General features: G+C 44.1%; 20 protein-coding genes. 7 read left to right on the top strand and 13 right to left on the bottom strand.

Features of this window, described 5'->3' with window-relative positions:
• Nucleotides 1-436 precede the first annotated feature (436 nt).
• From fecE to C5469_RS15665, 8 genes are all read right to left on the bottom strand, one after another.
• Nucleotides 437-1,204: a Fe(3+) dicitrate ABC transporter ATP-binding protein FecE gene (gene fecE / locus C5469_RS15700; protein ID WP_166308569.1), complete on the bottom strand. Its 768-nt coding sequence runs from the start codon at nt 1,202-1,204 to the stop codon at nt 437-439.
• The gene (gene fecD / locus C5469_RS15695; protein WP_166308567.1) at nt 1,205-2,161 is read right to left on the bottom strand and encodes a Fe(3+) dicitrate ABC transporter permease subunit FecD; all 957 of its coding nucleotides are present in this window, start codon (nt 2,159-2,161) and stop codon (nt 1,205-1,207) included.
• On the bottom strand, nt 2,158-3,156 hold the full coding sequence (gene fecC, locus C5469_RS15690; protein ID WP_166308565.1) for an iron-dicitrate ABC transporter permease FecC: 999 nt from the start codon (nt 3,154-3,156) through the stop codon (nt 2,158-2,160). The genes fecD and fecC overlap by 4 nt, the downstream gene beginning before the upstream one ends.
• Nucleotides 3,153-4,061 (bottom strand): Fe(3+) dicitrate ABC transporter substrate-binding protein FecB, encoded by a 909-nt coding sequence (locus C5469_RS15685; RefSeq protein ID WP_166308563.1) that lies wholly within the window; start codon nt 4,059-4,061, stop codon nt 3,153-3,155. Before C5469_RS15685 ends, fecC begins: the two co-directional genes overlap by 4 nt.
• Before the next feature lie 59 nt (nt 4,062-4,120).
• The gene (gene fecA, locus C5469_RS15680) at nt 4,121-6,481 is read right to left on the bottom strand and encodes a TonB-dependent Fe(3+) dicitrate receptor FecA (RefSeq protein ID WP_166308561.1); all 2,361 of its coding nucleotides are present in this window, start codon (nt 6,479-6,481) and stop codon (nt 4,121-4,123) included.
• 85 nt (nt 6,482-6,566) lie between these two features.
• On the bottom strand, nt 6,567-7,532 hold the full coding sequence (gene fecR / locus C5469_RS15675; protein ID WP_166308559.1) for a ferric citrate uptake sigma factor regulator FecR: 966 nt from the start codon (nt 7,530-7,532) through the stop codon (nt 6,567-6,569).
• Between the two features lie 2 nt (nt 7,533-7,534).
• A complete protein-coding gene (fecI, locus tag C5469_RS15670) occupies nt 7,535-8,056 on the bottom strand; it encodes a ferric citrate uptake sigma factor FecI (RefSeq protein WP_166308557.1) in 522 nt (173 codons plus the stop codon).
• 542 nt (nt 8,057-8,598) lie between these two features.
• The gene (locus tag C5469_RS15665; protein ID WP_166308555.1) at nt 8,599-11,832 is read right to left on the bottom strand and encodes a DEAD/DEAH box helicase; all 3,234 of its coding nucleotides are present in this window, start codon (nt 11,830-11,832) and stop codon (nt 8,599-8,601) included.
• Nucleotides 11,833-12,117: 285 nt separating this feature from the next.
• On the opposite strand from C5469_RS15665, the gene C5469_RS15660 reads away from it, so the two are divergent.
• Complete coding sequence (locus tag C5469_RS15660; RefSeq protein WP_166308553.1) at nt 12,118-12,483, top strand: hypothetical protein; 366 nt, start codon at nt 12,118-12,120, stop codon at nt 12,481-12,483.
• An 803-nt stretch (nt 12,484-13,286) separates the two neighbouring features.
• Here the strand turns inward: C5469_RS15660 and lysC are convergent.
• A complete protein-coding gene (gene lysC, locus C5469_RS15655; RefSeq protein ID WP_166308551.1) occupies nt 13,287-14,666 on the bottom strand; it encodes a lysine-sensitive aspartokinase 3 in 1,380 nt (459 codons plus the stop codon).
• 301 nt (nt 14,667-14,967) lie between these two features.
• Between lysC and pgi the strand changes: the two genes are divergently transcribed.
• The 3 genes from pgi to ubiA all read left to right on the top strand — a co-directional run bounded on the left by pgi (nt 14,968) and on the right by ubiA (nt 18,204).
• Nucleotides 14,968-16,614 carry a glucose-6-phosphate isomerase gene (gene pgi / locus C5469_RS15650; RefSeq protein ID WP_166308549.1) on the top strand — a complete coding sequence of 549 codons (1,647 nt, stop codon included), beginning with the start codon at nt 14,968-14,970 and terminating at the stop codon, nt 16,612-16,614.
• A 193-nt stretch (nt 16,615-16,807) separates the two neighbouring features.
• Complete coding sequence (ubiC, locus tag C5469_RS15645; RefSeq protein ID WP_166308547.1) at nt 16,808-17,320, top strand: chorismate lyase; 513 nt, start codon at nt 16,808-16,810, stop codon at nt 17,318-17,320.
• 29 nt (nt 17,321-17,349) lie between these two features.
• Nucleotides 17,350-18,204 carry a 4-hydroxybenzoate octaprenyltransferase gene (ubiA, locus tag C5469_RS15640; RefSeq protein ID WP_166308545.1) on the top strand — a complete coding sequence of 285 codons (855 nt, stop codon included), beginning with the start codon at nt 17,350-17,352 and terminating at the stop codon, nt 18,202-18,204.
• A gap of 49 nt (nt 18,205-18,253) precedes the next feature.
• On the opposite strand, the gene plsB is transcribed toward ubiA, so the two are convergent.
• Nucleotides 18,254-20,710, bottom strand: a complete 2,457-nt coding sequence (gene plsB / locus C5469_RS15635; protein WP_166308543.1) for a glycerol-3-phosphate 1-O-acyltransferase PlsB — start codon at nt 20,708-20,710, stop codon at nt 18,254-18,256.
• Nucleotides 20,711-20,838: 128 nt separating this feature from the next.
• On the opposite strand from plsB, the gene C5469_RS15630 reads away from it, so the two are divergent.
• Both C5469_RS15630 and lexA read left to right on the top strand, forming a co-directional pair.
• Nucleotides 20,839-21,210, top strand: a complete 372-nt coding sequence (locus tag C5469_RS15630) for a diacylglycerol kinase (RefSeq protein ID WP_166308541.1) — start codon at nt 20,839-20,841, stop codon at nt 21,208-21,210.
• 119 nt (nt 21,211-21,329) lie between these two features.
• A complete protein-coding gene (gene lexA / locus C5469_RS15625; protein ID WP_166308539.1) occupies nt 21,330-21,935 on the top strand; it encodes a transcriptional repressor LexA in 606 nt (201 codons plus the stop codon).
• A 414-nt stretch (nt 21,936-22,349) separates the two neighbouring features.
• Here lexA and zur read toward each other — a convergent pair whose 3' ends face one another.
• Nucleotides 22,350-22,859, bottom strand: coding sequence for a zinc uptake transcriptional repressor Zur (gene zur / locus C5469_RS15620; RefSeq protein ID WP_166308537.1), 510 nt, complete (start codon nt 22,857-22,859; stop codon nt 22,350-22,352).
• A 219-nt stretch (nt 22,860-23,078) separates the two neighbouring features.
• Between zur and C5469_RS15615 the strand changes: the two genes are divergently transcribed.
• On the top strand, nt 23,079-24,221 hold the full coding sequence (locus C5469_RS15615) for a DUF1266 domain-containing protein (protein ID WP_166308534.1): 1,143 nt from the start codon (nt 23,079-23,081) through the stop codon (nt 24,219-24,221).
• Nucleotides 24,222-24,296: 75 nt separating this feature from the next.
• On the opposite strand, the gene C5469_RS15610 is transcribed toward C5469_RS15615, so the two are convergent.
• Nucleotides 24,297-24,860 carry a YceI family protein gene (locus tag C5469_RS15610; RefSeq protein WP_166308531.1) on the bottom strand — a complete coding sequence of 188 codons (564 nt, stop codon included), beginning with the start codon at nt 24,858-24,860 and terminating at the stop codon, nt 24,297-24,299.
• A 102-nt stretch (nt 24,861-24,962) separates the two neighbouring features.
• A complete protein-coding gene (locus tag C5469_RS15605; protein WP_166308528.1) occupies nt 24,963-26,153 on the bottom strand; it encodes a lactate oxidase in 1,191 nt (396 codons plus the stop codon).
• Between the last annotated feature and the right edge of the window lie 327 nt (nt 26,154-26,480).

Genomic DNA, 26,480 nt, shown 5'->3' with positions numbered 1-26,480 from the left:
TATTTTATTTGACATTTTTTGCAGTAGAGAAGTCATTGGTCCGATATAGACGATTGAAGGATAGTGCAGACTGTAAACAATTCTTTACTTCGAAAGGGTACTTCCTTTTGCAAATGTTACATCAAGTTCATTAAAAATTAACCAACTAACAAAGATCTAGGTTATTTCCCTGTCGGGGAAGTAAAAATGGTTTTGTTACCAAACTTGTTTGGTTTACCCGCCAGTTGGCGGGTGAAATCAGCGATAATCACACATGTTCGATTTCTGCGGTTTTAACCCCTGACAGAAAAACAGATTGCGCATCTCGTAGACGATGTATTCACAGTTCTGTTATACCCGGATTGCCCCACATCCGTAGACACACTTCTATAGTTGGATACTGGTGAAAGTTAAGCTGTACTGGAGAAGAGAGCCAACAGTTACACTAGTTCCCCTCTTAGCACACCACACACATTGGTTTACCTGAAACTGGCTCGGGATGAATTTCCGCTTCAATGCTGAATACCCGCTGTAATAATTCTGGTGTCATAACTTCCTCGGGTGAGCCTTGAGCGATAACCTGCCCTTGTGAAAGTAGTACCAGGTGGTCACAGTATCGGCTGGCCTGATTGAGGTCATGCAGTACTGTCACGACTGTTTTTCCTTCGTCGTTTAGCTTACGCAGCAGCTTCATCAATTCCACCTGATGATTGATGTCCAGGTACGTAGTAGGTTCGTCGAGCAGCAGCACTGGTGTATCTTGGGCCAGAACCATTGCCAGAAAAGCACGTTGGCGCTGCCCGCCAGAAAGGTCAGTAATGCGTTTATCGGCAAGATGGCTAATCTGCGTTTTTTCCATTGCTTGTTGTACAAGATGACGATCATGAGATGCTAAATGCCCCCAGAACGTAAGCCAGGGGCTGCGTCCGTATGCAACCAGTTCACGAACAGCGATCCCTTCAGGTGTGAGAGGGTGTTGCGGCAAAAGTGCCAGATGTCTGGCGAGCTTGCGTGAGGAAAAGTGAGCTAAAGGTTCACTATTTATTGTTAACTTTCCGGATAATGGTGTTAATAGTCTCGAAAAGCATTTCAGTAATGTCGATTTCCCACAACCGTTGGGGCCGAGTAGCCCTGTGATTCTCCCAGTTGGAAGAGTAAGCGACAGGTCATTCAGAATGCATTTCTCCCCGTAGCCTGCGGATAACTTTTCTGTAGTCAGTTGCATTTAGCGCATCCTTACTAAAAGCCAGAAAAAATAAGGGGTGCCAATGATGGCGGTCAGTACGCCCGCTGGTAGCTCCATCGGTGGATCTATGGTTCTTGCCAGCAAATCGGCTAGTAGCAGAACCTGTGCTCCCATAAGCATAGATGCTGGTATAAGCCATCGATGCCGCCCTCCCACAAGCCTGCGAGCGAGATGGGGTACCACGAGGCTAATAAAGCCAATCGGCCCGCAAACGGCGACGCCTGTTGCGGCAAGTGCTACTGCCAGCATTAGTCCCCAGGATTGTACGTGTAGGAGCGAAACGCCTAGTGTGCTGGCGCTGTCATCACCGAGTGCCAGTAAATCTAAATCGCGACAAAAGCGTAAGCTGAGCGGCATCAGTATCATCAGTACCGGTAGAGCTATAGCTACAAACTGCCAATCGCGTCCCCATAGACTACCTGTCAGCCACAGAAGCGCATTGTTGATATCCTGTGGACGTGAGAGCATCAGGTAGTCGGTGATGCTTGTCCAGGTAGCTGAAAGTGCCACCCCAACCAACGCAAGGCGCAGCGGCGAAGAAGGTCCGGCAATTGTCCGCAGCAGGATTAGTGCGGCCATTCCGCCGCTAAAAGCGAGCAGCGGAAGCCACTGCACCGGCAGAGAAGGGAAAAGGATCAGTGCGCTTACGGATGCCAGGCTTGCTGCATGATTTACCCCCAGTACATCGGGTGAGGCCAGTGGATTACGAACGATACCTTGAACCAGAACGCCGGACAGCGCCAATGCAGCGCCTACAGTGATGGCCAGAAAAATACGCGGTAGGCGGTACTGCGTTAGCACAAAGTGGTGTTTGTCACTGGGTTGCCAGCCGCTTATTAATGCTTCCCAGGGAAGCGGCTGTGCACCCATGCGTAGCGCCAGTACCAGCGTAACTGCCAGCAGCAGCATCAAAAGTGAGATAACCTGACGATTCATGCTCGTCTCCTTGCCAGCCAGACAAAGCAAGGGGCACCAAGCAGAGCCAGCACCGCACCTGCCGGGAGTTCTCCAGGCCAGGCCAGCGCACGAGCCAGTAAATCCGCAAGTAGCATAAATACCGCTCCCAGCAACATACACATTGGTAGTGCGCGGCGCAGATCGTAGCCAACCCAGAACCGCGCCAGATGCGGCATTAGCAGGCCAATAAATACGATCGGGCCTGCAACGCTGACACAGGCCCCTACCAGAATCAGTACTGCCAGATTGACGAAGATACGCAGGTGCGTCAGGTTCACGCCAAGCGTATGGGCACTAATATCGCCGGCGTTGAGCAGATTAAGCGATTTCGCCAACAACAAAACCATGGGCGCGGTGACTACCACGAAAGGAAATAGTTGCCAGAATTCTGGCCAACGGACATGGGAGACTCCACCCGCCAGCCAGTAGAAAATGCCGTAAGCATGATCTTCGGCAAGCAGTAGCGTAATACGTGTCAGTGCCATACATAAGGCTGATAAGGCAATGCCCGCTAGAATCAGCTGGTTGCGATCGTGTTTTTGCTGCCAACTGCCACTTGCGGCCATTACCATCATCCAGCTGATCCCACCGCCGCAGGCTGCTACCAGTGAAATGGAATATCCGGCTAGTGGTTCTGGGCTGAAAGCGCTGACCAGCGCCATTGCCAGCGCTGCGCCACTGTTAATTCCTAGTAAGGAAGGCGAGGCCAGAGGATTATGAGTAAGTGTCTGGAGTAGTGCCCCAGCCAGCGCCAGAGCTGCGCCGAGTAAAATGGCAACCAAACTGCGTGGTAGCCGCAGATTGATGACCAGTGCTTCAGGCAGCGTCGGTGTATGACCGGGCACCAGCGCCTTGAGCGCGCTGATGGCGGAAATGGGAATAGCAGAATAGCAAAACAGGCTTAACCAGAACGCGCTAAACAGTGCAATCAACGGTAATCCCCAGCGCCAAACTGGATGATGGCGGCATCTCATGGTGTTTTGTTAACCGGCTGATGATGGAAGATTTTTACCGCATCACTGCCAATGCGTTCAGCAGCAAATATCCCACGCATACGTGCCCAAGTGTTACTATCTACCGCCGCTATCTGATGCTTGTGCTGTGCTGTCATCATCTGCCACAGCGCATCTTGCTGCCAGCGTTTCACGATGCTTTCCTGGCGATAGTGGGCTACGATCAGCCAGTCAGGATTGAGTGCCAATAATTGTTCAAGGCTGAGAGAAACCATTGCCGCGTGGTTAACTGGCGCGGGAACCTTCAACCCTAATGCGGTTAAGACACTGCCGGTATAGGTGTCGCTGGAGTGCAGGTTAAATTGTTGTTCGCGCGAGGTGCCAAAAACCACATTGACACCTTGTGGCAACTGGCTGGCATAGTCTTTCATGCGTTCATGATGTTCTGCCAGCCGTTTTTGCATCTCACGATCTTTCCCCATCACTTTGCCAATGATAGCGGCAGATTGCAGGTTTTCTTCATAGGTTTCGTTGCGGGACTTCAGCAGCAGCACTGGGGCGATGCCCTTTAGTGTCTGATAAATCCCCGCGTGGCGTTGGCTATCTGCAATGATGAGATCGGGCTTCAGCGCGCTGATAACTTCAAGGCTCGGCTGGGAGCGAGTGCCTATTGACTGCCAAGGTTTAATACGTTGGTGAACATCTGCCAGGATGCGTTGAGGATCGTTGTCATCGGCAATACCCACCGGGCTGATATTGATGGCGGCCAGCGCATCAACAAACGACAGTTCCAGCACGACCACGCGCTGAGGAACGGTATTGAGGGTAAAACTGCCTTGCTCATCCTGTACCGTAACTGCGAAGACGCGCGTCAAGTTGGTGAAGAAGAGCAAAGCGATAAACATAACTCGAATCAGGGCAGACATAACTTAACTCCAGAAATAGCAAAGCCGGGCAATGGCCCGGCAAAAGGATTAACGTAGCGTCAGAACTTCAGCGAACCCTGCATATAGAGCGTGCGCGGTTGCCCGGCGTAGATGCCTTTATTGTTATCGTCATAGGAACGGGTGTAATACTCGTGGTCGAAAATGTTTTTCACTCCAAAGGCCAGAGTCAGGTTAGCCATTTGTGGGCCGAAGTCATATGCCACGCGCGCATCCCACAACATAAAGCCAGGAATGCGACCGGTGCTGCCATTGGCGCTTTCCTGTATGGTGTTAGCGTTATCAGCAAACTGGCTAGACTGGAATTCGCTGTTGAGGTTGAAGGTCCAGTTGCCAGGTTTGTAATCCATACCAAATGTACCTTTATGTTTCGGTGAGAACGGCACTTGATTCCCGTAGGTATTGCCTTCTTCACGAATTTGCGCGTTTACATACGTGTAGTTGGCGTAAACCGCAACGTTCTCCAGTTTGGGCGTAAGCTCGGAAAGATCGTAACGTGCCTGAGTTTCCAGCCCGGTATGTCGGGTTTTTCCACGTGCCGTAACAGTATCGTTAGTCTGGTTGGAGTCGTACTGATTGTTGAAGTTAATCAGGAACAGCCCCATTTCCGCAGTCAGAGCGCCGTCGTCGTAGCGGGTTCCGACTTCCCAGGTTCGCGCTTTTTCCGGTTCTACATTGCCGCTTTTCACAGCCTTGCCAATTTGGCTGTACTGTACGGTACCGAACGAGCCTTCCGTATTGGCATAAAGATTCCAGCTGTCAGTGACGTGATAAAGAACATTGAGTGCAGGCAGCGGCGCATTGTAGCTTACTTCTTGGCGGGTGCCTTTCAGGTTGTTGTTTTGGATAGATTTGATATGTTCGAATCGTATCCCTGGCGTAATGGTCCAGTTGCCGATATCAATACGGTCGTCAATGTACCAGGCATGTGCCTCGGTGCTGGAACGGGTATTACGATCATAAGGACTTGACGTGCTGGGTAATTCGCCGCTGCTGGTGGCGGTGTAGTAACGCATTTCGTGACTGGCTTCATTCACGTAACGGTAGCCAATCCCAACCTCATGGGCTGAAGGGCCTAAATTGAAGAGCTGGCTATAGCGTGGTTCGATGCTGCGCACCCAGTATTCGCGTGGGGAAAGGGTAATGCGTTTGCCCTGCTCAAGATAACCGCTGCGCAAGGTATGGGTATATAAGCTTTGAATATTGAATTTGTGCTGCTGGTCGGGCTGATACTGATAGCTGAGGCTTGCGAGCTGACGGCGGCCCCAGAAGCGATCATATGGGCGAGTGGATTGCCAGCGATTGGTATCGTAATCGGCGCGTGAAAGTCCTCCGGGCATATCCGCACTACCATCGTAATATTGCAGCAGGCTGTTGAAGGTGTGCGCTTCATTAAGGGCATAGCGGCTTTTGAGCATCACATCGTCAATGTGCGTGGCACTGTGCTCGCGCCAATCACTGCCGCGTGTGCCAGAGTAGAGAAGCGCCGTACCGAAACCGTTATCTGCCGTACCGCCAATCATCAAATTATGAGTTTCTTTTGGGTTATTTTGTGAAGATGTGGGGCTAAGCTGGCCTTCCACACTTGCGTCAATACCAAAATCCTGCGGGATAGCGCGGGTCACGAAATTCACCACACCACCTACGCTTTGTGGCCCGTAGCGCACAGCGCCACCACCGCGTACCACGTCTACGGCGTCCATGTTGCCGAGAGAGACTGGCGCCAACGACAGCTGTGGCTGGCCGTAAGGCGCGAAGGGTACAGGAACGCCATCCATCAGAACTGTAGAACGGCTAGCAAGACGTGGGTTCAGGCCACGAATACCGAAGTTCATTGCCAGGTCGTGGCTGCCGGTACCGTTGTTTTCTGGTGCGCTGACGCCCGGAATGCGGTTCAGCACTTCACGCATTGTTGTTGCGCCTGTTTTAGCAAAATCTTCACGGCGGATGACATCACGTGCACCGGCATGTTCAAACACGTCAGCTTCACGCGCACTGCCTAGCCAGTCGCCTACCACGGTTAGCAAGTCTTTCTGCACAACAGGGGCGGGTTCGAGCGTGAACGTGTTATCACCCAACGTTTTCACCTGCAAATCAGTACCAACCAGCAAGGTGTTCAGCCCATCGGTGATGGTGTAAGTGCCGTGTAGGCCGCTGCTTTGTTTGCCGCGTGTTAAGCTGGCATCTACCGAAAGGGTAATACTAGCGCGGGTGGAATACTGATTGAGAACTTTATCTAGTTCTCCTGCATTAATGTCATAGTGTGCGCTAGCGGGTTCCACTGCCGCATACGTGATCCCTGAGGTTAGGCAAGCCACCGGTAACAGGCTCAAACGAATCGCCATTACCAGCGGTGTTGCTTTGTGAAGCGCGCGCAGTGGCCGTGCACGTAAAGGCATCATAACGTCTCCATAATCATTTTGTTGCTGTATCTACTTACTAAGTCGAATGAGGAGGTAAAAAGGGACAATTGAAAATGATTATTTTTTACGTTAACGATTTTTCGGCGGGCAGAACATTCACCCAATAACGGGTAATATATTGAATCTTAACGGGAAGTGTCTTTTCTATGATAGTTAATATTGTATCGGTATTTTTTATCGGGAAAGTGCCGCTTAACCGTAGCGAAGCGACAGTCGGGTCGCAGCGTAATACGCCATTGCGATAGCGGGCGAGGGTCGTTATCACTTCACTCAGTGGTTTATCGCTGAAGCTTAGCATCCCCTGCGTCCACGCGTTGTCTTCGGTGGTGGTGGTTGTCAGTTTGCCAAAATCGGTGGCGCTGAATTTTAGGCTTTCACCTTGATGCACAATACATTTACGGTCAGCACCGGTCAGTCTCACTTCTACGGCATGCTGCTGTACGCTGAGTAGCGTGGTGTTGCCTTCCTGACAAACCGTAAATTTGGTACCCAGTGCGGTCAGTTGTGCATGGCGAGTTTGTACACGTAACAGCCTTGCTTCGGTATTGTGCCCGGTGGTGATGGCAATTTCGCCATACCAGAGATGCACCAGACGTTGCAGAGGGTCAAAACGGACATCTACTGCACTGTCGGTATTGAGTGTAAGCAGTGTGCCATCTCTCAGTCGATGATGCTGAATATCTCCTTTAGCAGTACAGTAATCGGCCCGCAGACCCTCTCCGGCTTCCGAACACCACAGTTGCCAGCTACCGCTAACCCCTAGTAGCAACAGTATGCCTTTCATCACCTTGCGACGTGACAGGTGCGTTTCTTGAAGTGCGTGGCTTGCCGTATTGCCCGGCACCACTAGCATCTGGTTACGCAGGTTCTCCACTTGCTGCCATGCCCACTGATTATCCTGATGCTGTTCGTACCAACGCTGCCATTTTTCAGTTTGCAGCGGACTTACTTGATCACTACTCAGTACTGCATACCAATGTGATGCCGATTTTAAAGCCTGACGACGAGAATGGGTCAACGTGGTGTTCATAATCAGAGTCCATGCTCCAGGCGAAACAGCAGACAGTGCTCAGTGGCTTTGGCTATGTATTTTTTCACGGAACTGACGGACACATTGAGGCGTGCAGCAATGTCGCTGTAGGTCAGATTTTCGAGCTGAGACAGTAAAAACGCTTGGCGTGTTTTGCTGCTCAGACCATCGATCATCTGGTCGATTTGCTGGAGCGTCTCGAGCTGACACTGACGAGTTTCCGGCGAGGGCATAAGTGCTTCGGGCTGTTGCGCGAGCAGTTCCAGATATGCCTTTTCCAGTGCGTTGCGGCGAAACAGATCGATCATCACCCTTTTGGCGATAGTGCAGAGGAAGGATTTTGGGTCGCGAATTGTCTGTAGTGAGTCACTGGTTATTACACGCAGGAAGGTATCTTGTGCTACGTCGTCGGCATCAAAGGACGATTGCAGTTTGCGCGTGAGCCAGTTTTGCAGCCAGCCATGATGTGTGCCGTAAAACGATTCAATCGTCAGCTCCGCAGAAACAACAATGTAGTTAGACATAGTTTTATAATATCAAAAGTAAATAATTACGGCATCATATTAATGTGAGAATGGTTATCATTACAATCTTTCCTGAAGATTTTTTATTTAATTTAATGTGGCGTCAAGTGGATGTAGTCGTGAGGTTTATTCTCTGTTCCTTAAGATGTTGGAGTGTAATCGTTGTTTTGCCAGATTTTGGTATCTATGTGTATTACACCTAATTTGATCGCCGATTCCAGTTATATTAGGTTCATTTATCCATTGTTTTTGGGCGCCGTGATCGAGGAGCCGTTAATTTTCGAGCTGACTTATGTTCGTTTGTTTCAGGGATACTTGGAGGTGTTTTCTCTCAGTCTAGATTTGTTTGCCATTACACGTCAGGCCAGTATTCTCAGTATGTAAGGCTCCTGAAATTGATAAATTTGTAGAAGAGAATTATTAAACAGGGTTGCTGTCATAATTGGTATTCTGGTGGTGTACATCATGCAGCACACCACCTTTTTGTACACAATTAGCTCTGACTCTGGCTCTTCAAAGCCTCTGTTTCCTGAATTAGCTAATCAATTAATCTGCGTTGTTTGTTGTAACAATTCATTGGCAACCGAGAAATACTTGCAGCCAGACCAGATTTCTTTGCTGCCGACGATATAGACTCTCTTCTGCGCACGAGTGACGGCGACATTCAACAGGTTAGGTTTAGAAGATGCCCATTTAGTTGCACCACGGTTTTCAGTAGCCAGTCCGAGTACGAAGATGACATTTTTCTCCTCTTTACCCTGAAAAGTATGGACGGTGCCGATTCGCTCATTTAGCCATTTATTTCGTCCATCGATGGGGGATAGCTTTTCTTTTAGAAAGATGTTTAGTTCCTTTTTAACGTGTTTAAAGGGGGAAATGATGTAAGCATCCGGCAGTTTTTTATAATGATCAATATAGGCTTGTAGCATGATCAGTACATGTTGGGCTTGCTCGGGAACAAAATGTTTGCCTTCAGTGCAGCCCCGCACATCAAACCAACAACTTGGACCCCAGAAAAACGTCTCATCACTCCATGGATTATCCAGACCGTGCAGCATTTTGTTGTTGTAGGCGATCTCATTAGCAATACTGAACATAGGTTCATCACAGCGGCGGTGGACGCGTAACGGGCTTCCCAACCATGTATTTTTAGCGATCTGCTCTGTGCCGTAAGGATTTACTCTGTCTGCCAGGTTTTGTACTGACGTTATGGTCGGAGACCATAATTTCCATTGTTCACCGAGTTCGCGCTTGGCAATACCTTCAACAAAAGCGGGTGGAATGGTAAATACCGGTTCAATCTGTAGTGGATCGCCTACGACTACAGCTCGCTTCGCCCGCCACAGAGATCCAACAGCCTGCTGAGGAGTTGCCTGGCCTGCTTCATCAATGAACAGCCAGCCAATATCCCCGTCACCCAGTGCGCTGAACTGACGAGCCACAGAGGCAAACGTTGAGGATACTACCGGGACTATCATAAACAGCAATTGCCACAAAGCTTTGGCGGCCTGTTTGTCCGCTATTCTGCCGTTAATCACATTCATAATAACGAGTAAGGAATCTGAGAAGTGGCACTCTTTGTAAGCTGCGGCAAGCCATGCCTGATGTAACTCAAGGGCTTTTACAGTGAGGCGATTTCTGGCTTCATTCAATGCTGGGCATTGACCAAAAGCAGTGCGTTGAATAGTGGGAGCTTCCAGATCGGTATCTTGTCCGGCAAAAAGTACACCGGCATATTTCTCTTTAAGAATCATGCAGGTTTGTTGCTCGATTTCCAGCTCTGCCAGCAGCTGTTCCCATATATGTTGATCTTTTTGATATTGTGCTTCCGCTTTATTACGGCGTAGCGTCAGACCCGTAATGATGGCCCGTAAACGGCACCTATGCCTGATGCGCAGGTCCCACCAATTGATTTTCCTTTGCTGAAGTTTTGCCAGGCGCGCATTCAGGCAAAGGATGCGAAACCGTTCACGCTCTGCTTTCTGTTTCTGAACTCGGCAGTTTTCTTCCAATATAGGCAGACCCTCCAGTTTTTTTAGCTCATTGAGAAGTACCTCAAGATCCTTTTGAGCTTGTTGAAACGCGTTCTGCGCCTGAGTAAACGAAGAGGTAGCATCAGAGCTATTTGCTAGCTGTTTAATGGCAGCGGCCAGTGTACGGTATTGGTCGGTAGGAGGCGGGGCAATGCACTTTTCTGTTGTCTGGAAGATCGCCCGTGTACCAAATATCTCCCGGTTTTTTTGTTTACCCAACGCGGCAGCAATTAGTCCCCAGCACTCTGTTTTTTCAGTTAGGGGCGTGATCTTATATTTATCCTGACCGTCAGGGATCTCATGAAAGGCGGCTAGTTTTTGCGCGACAGGTTTAAGGTAACTGGTATCCCGCCAGGATTTTCCCAGGCTTTTTATCTGGGGTAATTCCTGAGAAATGTTCTCAACGGCTGCGTTATTGCTAGAAACAACAATCATTTCAAAGCCAGTGAGTGATGGTGACAAGCATTTGATGGTGCGTTGTTTGTCACCCGATGTAACAGTAATTTCATGGCTAAAGGCATCCGCAGCACTATTAAGAACAGCCAGTACTTCTGCCCGTTTCACCAGATTGTTGGCAATAAGGTCACGAAGCATGGTTGTTTTTCCTGTTCCCGGCGGACCGTTGACAGAATAGAGGCCACTTAGTGTTAGTTCTTCCTCAATAGTATTGATGGCAAATTGTTGCATCAAGCTCATAGAATGGGCGGTTTCGGTGGGCCAACGACCTAAGGGGAGTTTATTTAACCGTAACATTTCTAGGAGTAAAGGCTTACCATCAGGTTTCAGTAAATCCGGTTTTCTTTCTCTCGTGTCAGAAAGATAACGTTCTAAAGGAGAATTAAGCGTGAATCCATCCCGTTTTATACATTCCATGATTCGTTCTATATCACGGATATAAAAACTATTGAGAATGGTTATTTCTTTGGTTTCTTTTATTGAGGGGGCTGAGCTTTCAATCTTTAGCTTATCGATCTCTGCTTTTACCATCCTTTCTGGCAAGGTTGATAGATAAGGTAATAAATTGATGTCCAGCTCAATATTTTTTGTACGGTTTTTTCCTTTTTCCTGAGTGAGCTTGATGTACAGGGCAGGAGTTGAGATCTCGGGGCTAAAGTCTGTCCACTCTGCCATCGATTTAAGAAATTCGATAATTTCATAAGTTGTCAGTTTGGGAGGCAGTCCATATTGTTGTTTCAGGTTATCAGCTACTGCCATGACGTCGAGAAAACGCTGGCGCAATTTCTCCGTATCTTTTTCATATGCGCTTAGCGTAATGTTGTCGAGTCCGTTTTTTTCCAGTTGTCCTATAGCCCAGGTTACAGTGGAGAATGCAAAACTGTTTTTGTCAGCACATCCATCCTGATCGACATATAGTGTAATAGAGCATGTCCGGCCTTCGTCCTGATTTTGTTCTTCTTTGTCATCGATGATATCTGGAAACGCACATTTGGCGCGCTCAAAGATTTCACAGCGATCGAAGATGCCGAAGTACAGCGTGTAATTATATTTCTTCGTGGGAGAGAAGTTTTTCCCTGCGCGTCTTATTTGCTGAGGGTTAATCCATGGCAGGCAAGTGGGGTCCTGTAGCTCTTCTGGCGTTAACTTAATGACCCCCTCGGCTTCCTCTTCTAGTTCCTTTATATCTGTGGATTCAAAGAATTCGATTTTGTGCCAGTAATCCAGCACCCGGAGAGCCTGGCTACTATTGCTGTGTAAGGTACTATTCTGATTTTTATAATCCATTTAGCGGAGATGTCCTGTCCTAATGATTTATGCTTTTCAATTATATTAACCTCTCTAATGAATCATGTTCAATCGGAAGATTTTGAAGACAAATCACTAAATTGTAAGGTGTTGTATAGATCGGCTCAGTAGTATATTGGTGAAATTTGCTCAAAGGGTAACATAACCAGGAATGCTGATATGGTGGTACTAACCTACGATAAATTTATTTGTGTTTTATGCAATTATTGTTAATATTATTACTTCAGAAAAAGTCTTTAAAAGATGAAATGAATAGGAGAGAAAATGAAGAGTAATTTTTTCTTTGTTTTATTGTTTTCTTTATTGTCTTCAGCCTGTGATCAAAAGGATTTAGAGCCAAATGGTAGATTATATCCTACAGGTGTAGTTATCTCTGATTTGGGTGAAAGATTTACTGATATTTCAAGTGATTTTGAAATTAAACAAAAATGGTTGAGGTCAAATGAAGAGTCGCCTGATGTTTTTGAAGTAACAATAATAGGTTATGTTAATAGCAACCAAGTAAATTCTGTAGAATACACTTACACTCTATATTATGTTGACGGAGATTATGATATACACAATAAAACCGTTAGCTGGTTATGTAAGAGTTTGAAAAAATCTTCAAAAAAAGAAGGGTGTATTGAGTAAAAGAGGATTCTCAAATGTCCGAATTACTCTCACTAATGTGGATCTACAATTAATTTGTGCGGGGAGATATTGGGCAGTTAGAGTCATATGAGGATGACGAATAATAGTCTGGGGGGTACTAAAACGGAGATATGCTTTTTGACACTTATTTTTACGTGGGCGATGTGTTTAATTTACTTGTATGGTTTTTTCATGTCTTTATTAACTCAATAACCACCGACTAAAGTCGGTGGTTATTGAGTTTTCACCAAACAAATTTGTTTTTTTATAAAAAAGGAAGAATAGAAGTGTCACCTGTATTAATTGAGGCTTTTATGAGTAAAAATCAGGACGTAATTTTTATGATAATATATCTCAGAATATGGATTTATGGAATAGAAAAGCCAAAATGGAAAGAGCTAAGTTTATTGCTATATTAAGGAAGAAACATAAAAAAAGAAATTAAGTTGTTTTTTGGTTTTATTTAAAGAGATTAGTTATTTTGGGTATTTTAATAGAAAATTTACTCTATATTCATTAAGTTGCCAATGTTATATATTTATATTGATGAATTGTAAATATAACTTGAAATTATATATAGTAGATAGATTATTCGCCTTTTCTCCTTTTCTCCTTTTCTCCTTTTTCCTACATCAGTCGTGACAGTGACTTAATAATTCCGGTATGTTCAGAACAATCAACCGCGCCACATTTTTTCTCCTATACACGTAAGACTACCATTCTGCTTTGTCTCTTAATCTAAGGATTGGATTAAGAGACAAATTTTAATCCGGAAAGGATATCAAGTACCTACAAGATCGTATTCATTCAAACAAACTCTGATGAAGAGTTTGAACGATTTGCTCGGCATCTTTGCCAGGAACAAGCAGGCATAGATTATGATTGCTGGCACCATGGCTGATCATACGGATATTGAATGCTTCTAGCGCATCAAAAATCTGTTTTCCTAATCCGCTGACCTGAGAAAGCTGGTTACCAATAATTGCTACCAGAGCCAGATCTTCTTCTACTTCAACTCGGCATAGAGTTGAAAGCTCAGTCATAAGTGCATTGGTTAGCAGATAACCATTAGTGCTAGTGGAGCCTGTTGTGTCGAGTGTTAATGCCACATTCACTTCAGATGTGGTGATCAAATCCACGGAGATGTTATGACGTGACAAAATGGTAAATATTTCAGCTAGAAATCCTTGAGCATGCAACATCTTCAAGCTATGTAGTGTCAGTAGCGTTTGTTTTCGACGCAGGGCGATAGCACGGAATTGTGGTGGCGCTGTTGTTGTATCACAAACCAGTGTACCGCCAGCTTGTGGGTCCTTACTAGAACCAACAAATACCGGAATGTCACAACGGATAGCAGGCAGTAGTGTGGCCGGATGTAGAATTTTTGCACCAAATGTTGCCATCTCCGCAGCTTCATCAAAGGCAATTTTGTCAATTCGTTGGGCAGTTGGAACGACTCGTGGGTCAGTAGTGTAAATCCCCGGGACATCTGTCCAGATATCAACGCGTTTCAGGTTAAGAGCCTCTCCCAACAGGGCCGCAGTATAGTCACTACCACCACGTCCTAGCGTGGTGGTACGCCCTTTCTCTTCACGACCAATAAAGCCTTGAGTAATTATCAGGGTGTTTTGCAGGCGTGGTAAGAGATGTTCAGTTACTAGCGATTGAAGCTGTATATTGTCTGGTTCTGCGTAGCCAAAATGATCATCGGTACGCATAATTTTACGGATATCAAACCATTCGACATCTGTACCGCGTTGACGGAGTAGTTCAGTAAACAACAATGTAGACATTAATTCACCGTGGCTGACCAGTTCATCTGTCAGCGCATCTGAAGTTGCCAAAGAGGCTGCTTCGGAAAGCGCTTTAATGTTTTCCAGCAGGTGGTTGATTTCTTGATGAACAACATCAGAGTCATGTAAACGGTCAACAATGGCGTATTGAATGGTGTGGATTCGTTTCAGGTAGTCAGCCCGTTTATCTGCATCGCAGCCTTCCGCCAATGCGATTAATAAGTTAGTAATACCGGCAGATGCGGACAGTACAACTAAACGTACTTCTTTGTTTGCCAGTACGATATCAGCACTGCTATTCATGGCATCGAAATTTGCCACGCTGGTACCACCAAATTTTGCGACTACATATCCGCCGATTTCCGGCGCTGGAGATGAAACAACACTCATTGCGATAACCTTCTGTTGACTGAATAGGCTTTTAGAAATATCGGGTTAACGGATTTGAGTCAATCTAGTGAATGGCTACATCAATATCTTTCATGATGACATTAGAATTATAAAAGAAATTGAGGGTTTGAGTATGACAGAGAAAAATAATTATTTTTTATATAAATCAGCAAATGGAGCTAGAAAAAATTAATTGTTTTGACCAATATCAGTGATTAAAGGAAAAGAGACTTTAATCACTGAATTACAGGTTACAATCTTTACCTCCATTTATTTACAGTCATTGATAGAGAGCATAGCTATGAAAAATATCAATCCTAGTCAAACTCCAGCTTGGAAGGCATTAGAACAGCATTTTGCGCAGATAAAAGATATTCACATACGTGAGTTGTTTGAACAGGACAGAAATCGTTTTGCTAAGTTCTCCGCGACGTTTGATGACCAGATTTTGGTAGATTTTTCAAAAAACCGCATCACAACTGAGACATTGGAAAAGTTACAGGCACTGGCTAAAGAGACCGATGTTGCCGAGGCTATTCGCAGCATGTTCTCCGGTGAGAAAATTAACCGTACTGAAGATCGCGCGGTACTACATATTGCCTTGCGTAACCGCAGCAACATCCCTGTTATTGTTGATGGGGAAGATGTTATGCAGCAGGTCAACGCTGTGTTGGTAAAAATGAAAGAGTTCAGTGAACGCGTGATTAATGGTGAGTGGAAAGGTTATACCGGCAAGGAAATTACTGATGTGGTGAATATCGGTATCGGTGGTTCGGATCTCGGTCCTTATATGGTGACGGAAGCGCTGAAACCTTATAAAAATCACCTGAATATGCATTTTGTCTCTAATGTTGATGGAACTCATATCGCGGAGACCCTAAAAGCACTTAATCCGGAAACAACTCTGTTCCTGATTGCTTCTAAGACATTTACCACGCAGGAAACGATGACTAATGCCCACTCTGCTCGTCACTGGTTTCTGAGAAGTGCCGGGGATGAAGCGTATGTTGCTAAGCATTTTGCTGCGCTTTCCACAAATGAGCAGGAAGTGCAGAAATTTGGTATTGATACCAAAAATATGTTTGAGTTCTGGGATTGGGTTGGTGGCCGTTATTCATTGTGGTCCGCGATAGGTCTGTCTATTGCGCTTTTTGTTGGGTTTGAAAATTTTGAGCAATTGCTTAGTGGTGCACACGCTATGGATCAGCATTTTGCCAATACCCCATTTGAGCTGAATATCCCGGTATTGCTGGCGCTGATTGGAATTTGGTACAACAATTTCTTTGGCTCAGAAACTGAAGCGATTCTGCCATACGATCAGTATATGCATCGCTTTGCGGCATATTTTCAACAGGGCAATATGGAATCCAATGGTAAATATATTGACCGCAATGGTCATCCGGTGGATTACCAAACAGGCCCAATCATCTGGGGGGAGCCTGGAACCAATGGTCAGCACGCTTTCTATCAGCTTATTCATCAGGGTACTAAACTGATCCCTTGCGATTTTATTGCTCCGGCGATCAGCCATAACCCATTGAGTGACCATCACCGCAAATTGTTATCCAACTTCTTTGCTCAAACGGAAGCGTTAGCATTCGGTAAAACTCGTGAGCAAGTGGATGTTGAATTTGCTGCTAGTGGTAAAACTGCTGCTGAGGTTGAACATGTCGCACCATTTAAAGTGTTTGAAGGAAACCGCCCGACTAACTCCATTTTGTTACGTGAAATTACCCCATTCAGTCTGGGAGCTTTGATTGCTATGTATGAGCACAAAATATTTGTACAGGGGGCGATTCTCAACATCTTCACATTTGATCAGTGGGGGGTGGAGCTGGGTAAACAGCTGGCTAACCGTATTTTGCCGGAGCTTGAAGATGATAAAGCGATTGCTAGCCACGATAGCTCGACGAATGGATTGATTAACTGTTTTAAAGCATGGCGTTAGTCACTTATTCCGAATCAGAAATTTAACCACTTTATAAAGCGAATTATGTTCATCATAATTCGCTCATTCTCCTCAAACATTATTTACAAAATTTGCTATAACTTTTTATGCTGCATACTTGCACTGTGGTATTCTCCGTGGCTGTTAATTATACAATCAAATAATAAGAAATTTGTTCATAGTGGAAGAGCGTATGTCAGCAGATTCAATACTAACAACAATGCCTATTCAATGGCTTTCGATGAACTCGTCTGATTTTCCTGATGAGATTTTAGATTGGTTGATGGAATTGGGTTCGATGACCCGACGTTTTGAACAATATTGTGACCATGTTCATGTTGTACCATTTAGAGAATGTTTTATCACAGAGGAAGAAATTTCTGATGAAAGTGAACATTTACCAACTAGCCAAAGATATTGGCTGCGTGAGATCGTGTTATATGGTGACAATATCCCCTGGCTATTAGGTCGGACATTAATTCCTGAGGCAACATTAACCGGTCCTGATGAAAAATTGGTTGATTTAGGAACAGTTCCACTTGGACGGTATCTTTTTAGTAGCAATAAATTAACACGGGATTATATTCAGAAGGGGCAACAGGGAAAATGTTGGGCAAGGCGATCATTGCTGAGGTTATCAGGCAAGCCATTATTATTAACGGAAGTCTTTTTACCTGAATCACCTGTGTATAAAAGTAAAATTTAAAGAAGGGGGAAACAGAAGTGGCGGGAAGTATGGCGCAAAGTAAATGGTGGGCTTATTGCCGTTTAGTGCGTATTGATAGACCCATCGGTTCATTATTGTTGTTATGGCCGACGTTTTGGGCCTTGTGGATTGCTGGGAAAGGTATCCCGGATATGCACATATTATTAGTCTTTACTGCCGGTGTATTTCTGATGCGTGCAGCAGGATGTGTAATTAATGATTTTGCTGACAGAAAATTTGATGGCTATGTAGAACGCACAAAGACACGTCCCTTGCCTAGTGGTGCTATCAGTGAAAAAGAGAGTAAGATCCTATTTGTTGTATTGGTGTTGATTTCTTTCGGATTAGTTCTGGCCCTCAATAAAATGACTATTTACCTGTCATTCGCTGGGTTGGCTTTGGCTTGGTTTTACCCCTTTGTTAAACGGTTCAGTCATCTTCCCCAGTTTGTACTGGGGGCCGCTTATGGCTGGTCTATTCCTATGGGATTTGCTGCGGTTAGTGAGTCCTTACCATTAGAATGCTGGTTATTATTCCTGACCAATATCTTGTGGTCAGTTATTTATGATACACAGTATGCAATGGTCGATCGTAACGATGATCTAAAAATTGGTGTTAAGTCTACCGCTGTCCTATTTGGTCGCTTCGATAAGCTGATTATTGGTTTACTTCAATTAGCTATGTTACTGATTCTTACGTTGGTGGGCTATATGATGAACCTTGGTGGCATCTATTATTGGTCGCTATTGCTTGCTGGTGCTTTATTTATTTATCAGCAGAAATTGATTTCAGAGCGGGAAAGAACACTCTGTTTCCAGGCATTCCTCAATAATAACTATGTTGGTCTAGTGTTATTCCTTGGTATCTTCTTTAGTTACGTCTGATACATCTGGTGATAATGGAAAACCCCCATTATCACCAGTATTCCCAAAATTACACTTCTTTAGTTATTTCTTCAGTATCGTTGTGCTCTGCTGGCAAACTGACACTCTCAATAGTAAGACGAACTTCTGGTGACATCAGTTCACTCAACACCTGATACAACTCCTGGGTATTGGCAGTGATCACATCACCACTATCACTGATATAGCCTTCTTCACGCAGTGTATTTACCGAAGTTGTAAATACTGCCTTATCGAAGAATTCAGGAGCGTTAATGCCATGCAATACAGACAGACGTTGCGCTAGCATCCGACTCTCTTTTTCCAGCATACCCCGGCTGATTTCCGGATTGGCATTCAATAAAGAAAGGGTGATGGCATAACGTTGTAGTGTTTCACGAACACCTGCCGCCAGTAATTGCAATGAGCGGATACGTGCTGGGTTCAGTACCAGCATACCTTGCTCTTTGTTGCAGATAAGGCATTGGCGGGTAAGTTCGTTAATCAGAGTATTAACCACTTCTTGCAGATCTGCTTTGTCGTAACGCATAAACAGCTCTGCTTTGAGCAGTGGATAAATGATTGCAACTTGGCTTAGCAATTCTTCACGGTTAATACGGCGATGATGAATAACAATGCTGGCAATCAGCGCTGGCAGTACCAATAAGTGATGGATATTGTTGCGGTAGTAGGTCATCAAAACTGCACGGTCACGTGGCAGAATGATGATATCGCCCATACTATCTTTGTCTACCTCGAATTTATCCATTTGCAGAGCGTGTTCTAACAATTCTTCTGCGGTTTTATTTGGTATAGTGACATCGGCAGCATAAGGCGAGTTGCGCATGAATTGTATATAACAATCCAGTTGCTCAATCAATTGCTCACGAGTAAGTGCTCGCTGACGTGACGAAAGCAGAGCGGTTGCGCACAGGTTGATTGCATTAGCGGCAGCAGCATTGTTGATGTTCACCATAATTTCCCCGGCCAGTTTGCCGACTGTTGGGGTAACCCATTCTGGACGCTGGAATTCTATTGGATCAATAGAGTCGCGCCAGTCAGGAACATGGTAATTAAGGTATTGGATCAGCGGGATAGGTTCGCCAAAGTTCACATAGCCTTGCCCCAGATTACGAAGTTTACGTAAACCACGTATCATCTGGAAAAAGCCTTCTTTTTCTTTAGTTGCGCCCCGCAGTTCTTTAGCGTAGGTAGCAACTTCCATCACGTGTTCGTAACCGATATAAATTGGAATGATCGTGATTGGGCGTGATTCACCTCTCAACAACGCTTGTAACGTCATGGTCAGGGTACCCGTTTTGGGATCGAGCAAACGACCAGTTCGGGAACGACCGCCTTCCATAAAGTATTCGACAGAATAACCGCGTGCAAATAACTCACCCAGATATTCACGGAATATCGTGGAGTAGAGTTTGTTACCTTTGAAAGTACGACGGATAAAGAATGCACCCAAACGGCGGAATATTGGTCCTGCCGGCCAGAAATTCAGGTTGATGCCTGCGGCGATATGTGGCGGCACCAAGCCTTGATGATAGAGTACATAGGAAAGTAGCAGATAATCCATATGGCTACGGTGGCAGGGGGCATAAACCAATTCGTGGCCGTCCTGTGCCAGACGACGGACCCGCTCAGCATTGTGAACGTTGATCCCCTGATACAGACGGTTCCAGGTCCAACCGAGTACGCGTCCTGACAGTCGTAGAGTTTCATAAGAAAAATTAGCAGCAATCTCTTCCATGATGTTGATAGCATTCTGCTGAGCTTTCTCATGTGAGATTTTCTTGGTACGAACCTCATCGGAGACGGCTTTTTCTATTGCTTTCGACGCCAATAACTTATTAAACAGCTCTTGACGGACAGGTAGGCGCGGACCTACTGCCGCCAGACGCTGACGAGAATAGTGCATCCGTGCCACACGAGCCAGTTTATGGGCAATTGTCTTGTCAGTACCATGCTCAGTCGCCATATAGCGCAGAGATACTGTGTTTGAAAAACGTACGAAACTATCCCGGCCTAGCCAGAGAATGGCAAAGAATTTCTGGATACCATTCAGCAACCGTAGGTATGGGGTGCTTTGCCCTTCACGTCCGGGTGAACGGCCAAACATGACAGAAACTGGCAGCATCTGAATATCCAGGTTTGGATTATTGCGATGCAAATCCAGATAAGCATGGAAAATTTTTACAGATTCTTGCTTTGGTGCGTAATAACGGAATACGCGTGGGCCATTATCAATAAAAACATAACCGGGAAGTTCAGTGTCACCTACCTCCAGTGGATTTAAAGGGTCTGGCAGATCCTGCTCCAGGCATTGCTGACGTAATGTCAGTAAGTCTGCTTTGGAGTGATACGGCAACACGTACAAGATTGGACGTGTAGTATCGAGCCGCAATTCAGTGATGGGATCTGTAGGAATAAGTTTGCTCTTTACCAGTATTTTTAGTGGTAAATTCAATAATTTATAATATATTTTACGCCAACCTGACATAAATAACTAAAGCCTCTTGTTAGCAATAGGTCGCAAGCATACCAGAAACAGTTGTTGAGATCTGTTGAGTTAAGACAATAATAAACATGAAAAGTGGCAAACAACTTCATATAGGATGTGAGTAATTTATGAAAAATCAATCCGTGGGACTGACCCGTATTATTAAAGCAACAAGATATTCGGTGAAAGGTATTAAGGCTGCATGGCAGAATGAAGCCGCTTTCCGGGAGGAAATAATCGTAGCAATATTGGCTCTGATTGTTGCCTTTTATCTGGATGTCAGCGTAATTGAACGTATTTTACTGATTGGTTCAATTATGTTGGTCTTGATTATGGAAATTCTGAATAGTGCTATTGAGGCGATTGTTGATCGTATTGGCAGTGAGTTCCATGAGTTATCCGGTCGGGCGAAGGATATGGGTTCTGCGGCAGTCTTTTTGACGATTATTCTAGCATTAATTGTCTGGAGTACAGTTCTTTGGCAGTTTTTTATGGGTTAATTTCGTTTAATAATTGATCAGTGTATTATAATTGGCTGATTTTCTGTCCTGACAGGTTCCCAATTGCTATTTACCTGTATATACTCACAGTTTGACTGTATAAACAAACAGGGGGCGAAGTGAAAGCACTTACTGCAAGGCAGCAACAAGTTTATGACTTAGTGCGTGACCACATTTCGCAAACGGGTATGCCGCCAACGCGTGCTGAAATTGCATCACATCTTGGCTTTCGTTCACCGAATGCGGCAGAAGAGCATTTAAAAGCGCTGGCTCGTAAAGGGGTGATAGAGATTGTTGCCGGGGCATCTAGGGGTATCCGTTTGCTGCTTGAAGAATCTGGTTTACCGTTGATTGGTCGTGTTGCTGCAGGTGAACCACTGCTGGCACAGGAGCATATTGAAAGCCATTATCAGGTTGATCCTGCATTGTTTAAACCAAGTGCAGATTTCCTGTTAAGAGTCAGCGGAATGTCTATGAAAGATATTGGGATTATGGATGGTGACCTGCTGGCTGTGCATAAAACACAGGATGTTCATAATGGGCAGGTTATTGTTGCCCGTATTGAAGATGAAGTAACTGTAAAACGTTTTAGACAGACTGGGAATAAAGTTGAATTGCTGGCAGAAAACCCAGAGTTTAAACCAATAGTTGTTGATCTACGTGATCAAAACTTGACAATCGAAGGGTTGGCGGTCGGAGTGATTCGTAGCTGTGGCTGGCTCTGATAGTAATATATTAAGTCACTGTTTTTTTGGTGATGATCAGGACATTGCAATATTCCGGCAGAATCATGTTATTGAATGTATCATTACGATTGTCTTAAACGTGATTCTGCGGTTGTCTTTTCATCTTGATAGCTGACTTGTACCAAAATTAAGAATCTAACTCAGTAGGTGTAATTATTGCAGACTGTTCTTGTGAATGAACAGTGAATACAGGCAGCACAGCAGAATGGAGCGTACACAATGGAGTATACACATAGTAATAATACGCGAGGATGACTCGCTTCGTTCACCCTTCGGACCGTATTAAAGTGCGTGCAAAAACTAAGGCTTTTGTCTGAGTACTGTCCGGGTTCGCTTTTTGCAACCAGTGGCAAATAAAGTAGCCTATTAGGATAAGTTCTAAGTACTGACTGCTTATTTCTTTTTTACCTCAATGCTGTGGTCATGTTGGCATTTATCCCGTTCAGAGCAAGATTCAATCTCTTCACAAGGTGAACACAATCCGTGAGCTTCAATTACTGTATGGCGTAAACTGAATCCGGCAGTTTTTGCTAATTGTTGAATAGCAGATTCAACGGCGCCGCCATCCCGTTCTGAAACCGAACCGCAGTGGTCGCAAATAAACATCGCTGAGGTGTGGCTTGGTTGTTCAATATGGTGGCACAGCACATAACTGTTGGTAGATTCTATTTTATGAATAAATCCCTGTTCTAGCAGAAATTCCAGTGCTCGGTAGACGGTTGGGGGTTTAGCTTGTGGTTCTGCTGCCCGCAATAAATCTAGCAAATCATAAGCACTGATTGCTCCAGGTTGCTCTGAAATCAGACGTAAAACTTCAAGCCTCTGTGGAGTAAAGCGGGCTCCCCGAGCCTGGCAAATAGCTTCCGCCTGTTCCATTAACTTTTTTTGATTAACGAGTTCCATTGCTCCCCTTACAACCAGCATGATGACAATGTTGTGATGTTATCATGTTTCTACGATAGAAAATATTATCCAGAAAAGTTCATCGAGATTGTCCCCTGATAGAGTTAATTTGGTTAAATTGATACTTAGCGGCAAAAATAGTGTTTTTTTGAAGTTTGTGATAACACAGATAAGAATTATCATGTATGACAGATAATTTCCGAAAAGGAATCATTTGTGATGAAAGACCTTTTACAAAATCAGCCTCATTACAGACAGTTCCCTGTTAAAGGTTATCAGATAATAAAGAATATTCTCTGTGAGAGAAGAAAGTCTCCTTTTCTACGTTTTTTATATTCAGTCATTAATATTCTATTTTTGATTGCGATATGTATGGGGACTATATTATCTGTAGCAATTATATTATTAATAATAGGTGATGTATCTTTTCCAGATGAAGACTATTTACTTTTGGCTAAGGTAGGAAGTGTAGCATTATTGGTAGTAATGTTACTCTCTGTCATTATTTACCGTATTATTAAACGTCCTGAATGGGAGCAACGGCGTTACTATCAACAAGCGGGTTTATCTCTTTTACCGGAAGAGAAGCGTCAGGTATTGCGGTTGAATATTGTCAGTGACTATTGGTTAGGTTTTTGGAGTGAAACTTTGGAACATTATCCTTTACAATCACGTGTTGCTCATGACGATTATTGTTATTACCTGTTACCATTATCAGCTGCCCAGGAACACCAATCCCAATTATATAGCGACTGGGGAATTATTGATGAAGAAGGTTATATGAAAATGATAACCACCTTATGGGATGGGATACATTCAAAACATTTTGTTGTTGATACGGCTCTTAGTGATGGAAAAATGTTTAAGATTCTTGCTAAATTAGCTGAGGTAACACCTGACTATATTCGTAAATGTTCTCAGTCTGTTAATGGACGTCCACCTGCATTGGTGTGGGGATTCGATTTATGGCTTGCAATCGTTTTAAGTCGTAACTGTTTTTGTGCTGGTTATATCAGTGAAGAAATGGCATGGGAAAAGATGCTGAAAACCGCTGATTATATTTATGAGATTTTCGGTAGCTTTGATGATTTTTATATAAACTTTCAGTTGGGAAATGCTTACTGGAATAATGATTTTGATAGAGCTAAAGGGAGGTTAGAGCAATTTAATTATTATAAATTGTATTGCGATTGGCCAATCGCTAATCTTCCATGGCCTGAACCAAAAGGCATTATTATGGAACGGCAAATGATGACCGGTTTCTCTACATTAGTTGAAGAAGCTTTACGTAGTAGAATAGAAGAACAGAGAATTTATGAGATAGATATCGATGAGTCACTTGTGTCTCGTGTACTGCATTAATATTTATATGAAACATTTCCCTTTAAAGAAAACTTTAAGGGGAAATAAATAATTAATGTAGAAGATAATGACACATTATTTTTTTGCGGCTTCGACTTGAATATACAAATCGACTTGTTTGCTAATGCCGTTTTTAACCTGGTAATTCATTCCCCATTGAGTACGGTCTAATTGAGTTTGGAAATCTCCACCACAAACTTCCGCCTTAATAATTGGGCTTTGGTAACAGTTGAACTTTGTTGCATTCAGGGTAATAGGATGTGTTTGACCCATTAATGTGAGATTTCCGTCAACACTTTTAACTTTATCTCCCTCGAAATTCCATTTTGTTGAGATAAAACGAATTACTGGATATTTTACTTCATCAAATAAATCAGAGCTTTTTAAATGATTATCAAATGATGTTGAACCGCTATTGATATTTTTTATTGGAATGGATATATCGACGATACCTCTTTTTTCTGCTGGTGAGAATTCTATTTTGCCTTCTAAATTATAAAAACCACCGTGGTTAGTGGTAGTAGCGAAGTGATCTATCTGAAAACGGGCGTTGGTGTGATTAGGATCAATAACATATTCCGCAGCTTGAACTCCAGATGTAAAGAGGGTAGCAGCAAGTAAAATAAAAGATTTTTTCATTATAAGATCCATCGTTTATAAAGGTAATGTAATTTGCCCCATTTCCTGAAATCACATATTTCAAATGAAACGGGGCTGAGTTTTTTATCAGTGAGTTAAGAACTAAATTAGACTGATAAATTTTCTCTCGATATCTTTAATGGCTGCACATCCCGCTAGTTTCATACTAAGTTTGAGTTCATCCTTAAGTAGATTTAAAACGGATGTAACGCCTGGCGCTCCGCCTAATGCGAGTCCATACAAAATTGGTCTGCCAATAGCGACAGCTTTAGCACCTAACGCGAGAGCTTTAAACACATGAACGCCACGACGGATACCTCCATCTAAATAGACCGGAATTTTAGACCCAACAGCTTCAACAATGCCTGGTAATGAAGTGATTGCTGCCGGGACAGTATCCAACTGTCGGCCACCGTGGTTAGATACCTGAATAGCCGAGGCTCCGTAGTCAACACATTCTTTAGCGTTTTCGGCAGATTGAATACCTTTTACGATAATTGGAAGGCCCGATTCTTTGGCAAGAAACTCAAGATCCTTGAAATCAAGATCCCGTTTAAATATGGAAGAGATCTCTTTTAATGTTGCGCCGACGGGGGCGTTAGGGATATTAGGAAACGGAAGTGAATTTGGGAAGACAAATTTATTACGTTTATCGGTTTCTCTGTTACCACCCCATTCTAAATCAACTGTAAATACTATTGCGGTTGCACCCATAGCTTTAGCCCGATGTATGAGTTCACGGTTAATACCCATATCTTTGGTAAAATAAATTTGGAACCATTTAGGTCCCTTACTTATCTTTGTTATCTCATCAAGAGATGAATTAGACAGCGTTTGTGCAGTAAACAGTGTACCAGCATCGGCGGCTCCTTTAGCTGTTCCCAGTTCCGCGGTAACATGAGCCAGCCCATGTGCTGCCATTGGAGGAACGAAAATAGGTATATCTACTTTGCTGCCGAGTAATTCGGTTGTGGTGTCAGGATCTTTTACTCCTGCGAGATAGCGCGGAATAATTTGGTAATTATCAAAGGCTCTCGTGTTTTCACGTAAAGTCCATTCATCACCTGAACCACTGCTAATATAACCAAAATGAGAAGCAGGGATCAATTTACGCGCTTCTTCTTCTAAATCATAAAGACTAATAATATCAAGTGCTTTTTCTGTATTACTTGCTTTATAAGCTCCTTGCAGTTTTATATTAGCAGTTGCAGCGTTGGTTGAAGATACCGTGGATAGAATACCGGCAGCAGCAAGACTTAATCCTCCAACCATGACGTCTCTTCTTGATGGCATACAATTCTCCCTTACTTAAAGTAGGCTTATACCTGTTATCTTTCAAGTTGCCTCTTTGTTGGCTGCACTCACTCACCCCGGTCACAGAGTTATCTATGCTCCCGGGGATTCGCTCCCTTGCCGTCGCGATGCATCTTGAAATCCATTGGGTATATAAGTATCAATAATCAAGCTATCTACATATTTAAGAATAGACCTATTTCTGGATAGTTCAGGTTAATAAATACTTAAGAGTATTTTTATGAGTTTGTAAAGTTTACTTGTGTCATTGGAGTTTTAAATTTTTAATTTTGATTAAAAAATAATTTTATATCATTTCAGCATTAA

The sequence above is a fragment of the Photorhabdus cinerea genome (genome assembly GCF_011189575.1).
Taxonomy (GTDB): Bacteria; Pseudomonadota; Gammaproteobacteria; order Enterobacterales; family Enterobacteriaceae; genus Photorhabdus; species Photorhabdus cinerea.
The sequence above is the reverse complement of the archived record's forward strand: the minus strand, read 5'-3'. Positions and strand labels throughout refer to the sequence as shown.

Coding starts and splice junctions, on each gene's coding strand:
- lysC (WP_166308551.1), bottom strand. CDS start 14,666: ATGAGTGTTGTTTCATCTCCAGCGCCGGAAATCGGCGGATATGTAGTC.
- fecI (WP_166308557.1), bottom strand. CDS start 8,056: ATGTCTAACTACATTGTTGTTTCTGCGGAGCTGACGATTGAATCGTTT.
- C5469_RS15660 (WP_166308553.1), top strand. CDS start 12,118: ATGAAGAGTAATTTTTTCTTTGTTTTATTGTTTTCTTTATTGTCTTCA.
- C5469_RS15610 (WP_166308531.1), bottom strand. CDS start 24,860: ATGAAAAAATCTTTTATTTTACTTGCTGCTACCCTCTTTACATCTGGA.
- zur (WP_166308537.1), bottom strand. CDS start 22,859: ATGGAACTCGTTAATCAAAAAAAGTTAATGGAACAGGCGGAAGCTATT.
- C5469_RS15665 (WP_166308555.1), bottom strand. CDS start 11,832: ATGGATTATAAAAATCAGAATAGTACCTTACACAGCAATAGTAGCCAG.
- fecD (WP_166308567.1), bottom strand. CDS start 2,161: ATGAATCGTCAGGTTATCTCACTTTTGATGCTGCTGCTGGCAGTTACG.
- ubiC (WP_166308547.1), top strand. CDS start 16,808: ATGTCAGCAGATTCAATACTAACAACAATGCCTATTCAATGGCTTTCG.
- pgi (WP_166308549.1), top strand. CDS start 14,968: ATGAAAAATATCAATCCTAGTCAAACTCCAGCTTGGAAGGCATTAGAA.
- C5469_RS15605 (WP_166308528.1), bottom strand. CDS start 26,153: ATGCCATCAAGAAGAGACGTCATGGTTGGAGGATTAAGTCTTGCTGCT.
- fecA (WP_166308561.1), bottom strand. CDS start 6,481: ATGATGCCTTTACGTGCACGGCCACTGCGCGCGCTTCACAAAGCAACA.
- fecR (WP_166308559.1), bottom strand. CDS start 7,532: ATGAACACCACGTTGACCCATTCTCGTCGTCAGGCTTTAAAATCGGCA.
- fecC (WP_166308565.1), bottom strand. CDS start 3,156: ATGAGATGCCGCCATCATCCAGTTTGGCGCTGGGGATTACCGTTGATT.
- C5469_RS15685 (WP_166308563.1), bottom strand. CDS start 4,061: ATGTCTGCCCTGATTCGAGTTATGTTTATCGCTTTGCTCTTCTTCACC.
- ubiA (WP_166308545.1), top strand. CDS start 17,350: ATGGCGCAAAGTAAATGGTGGGCTTATTGCCGTTTAGTGCGTATTGAT.
- fecE (WP_166308569.1), bottom strand. CDS start 1,204: ATGCAACTGACTACAGAAAAGTTATCCGCAGGCTACGGGGAGAAATGC.
- C5469_RS15615 (WP_166308534.1), top strand. CDS start 23,079: ATGAAAGACCTTTTACAAAATCAGCCTCATTACAGACAGTTCCCTGTT.
- plsB (WP_166308543.1), bottom strand. CDS start 20,710: ATGTCAGGTTGGCGTAAAATATATTATAAATTATTGAATTTACCACTA.
- C5469_RS15630 (WP_166308541.1), top strand. CDS start 20,839: ATGAAAAATCAATCCGTGGGACTGACCCGTATTATTAAAGCAACAAGA.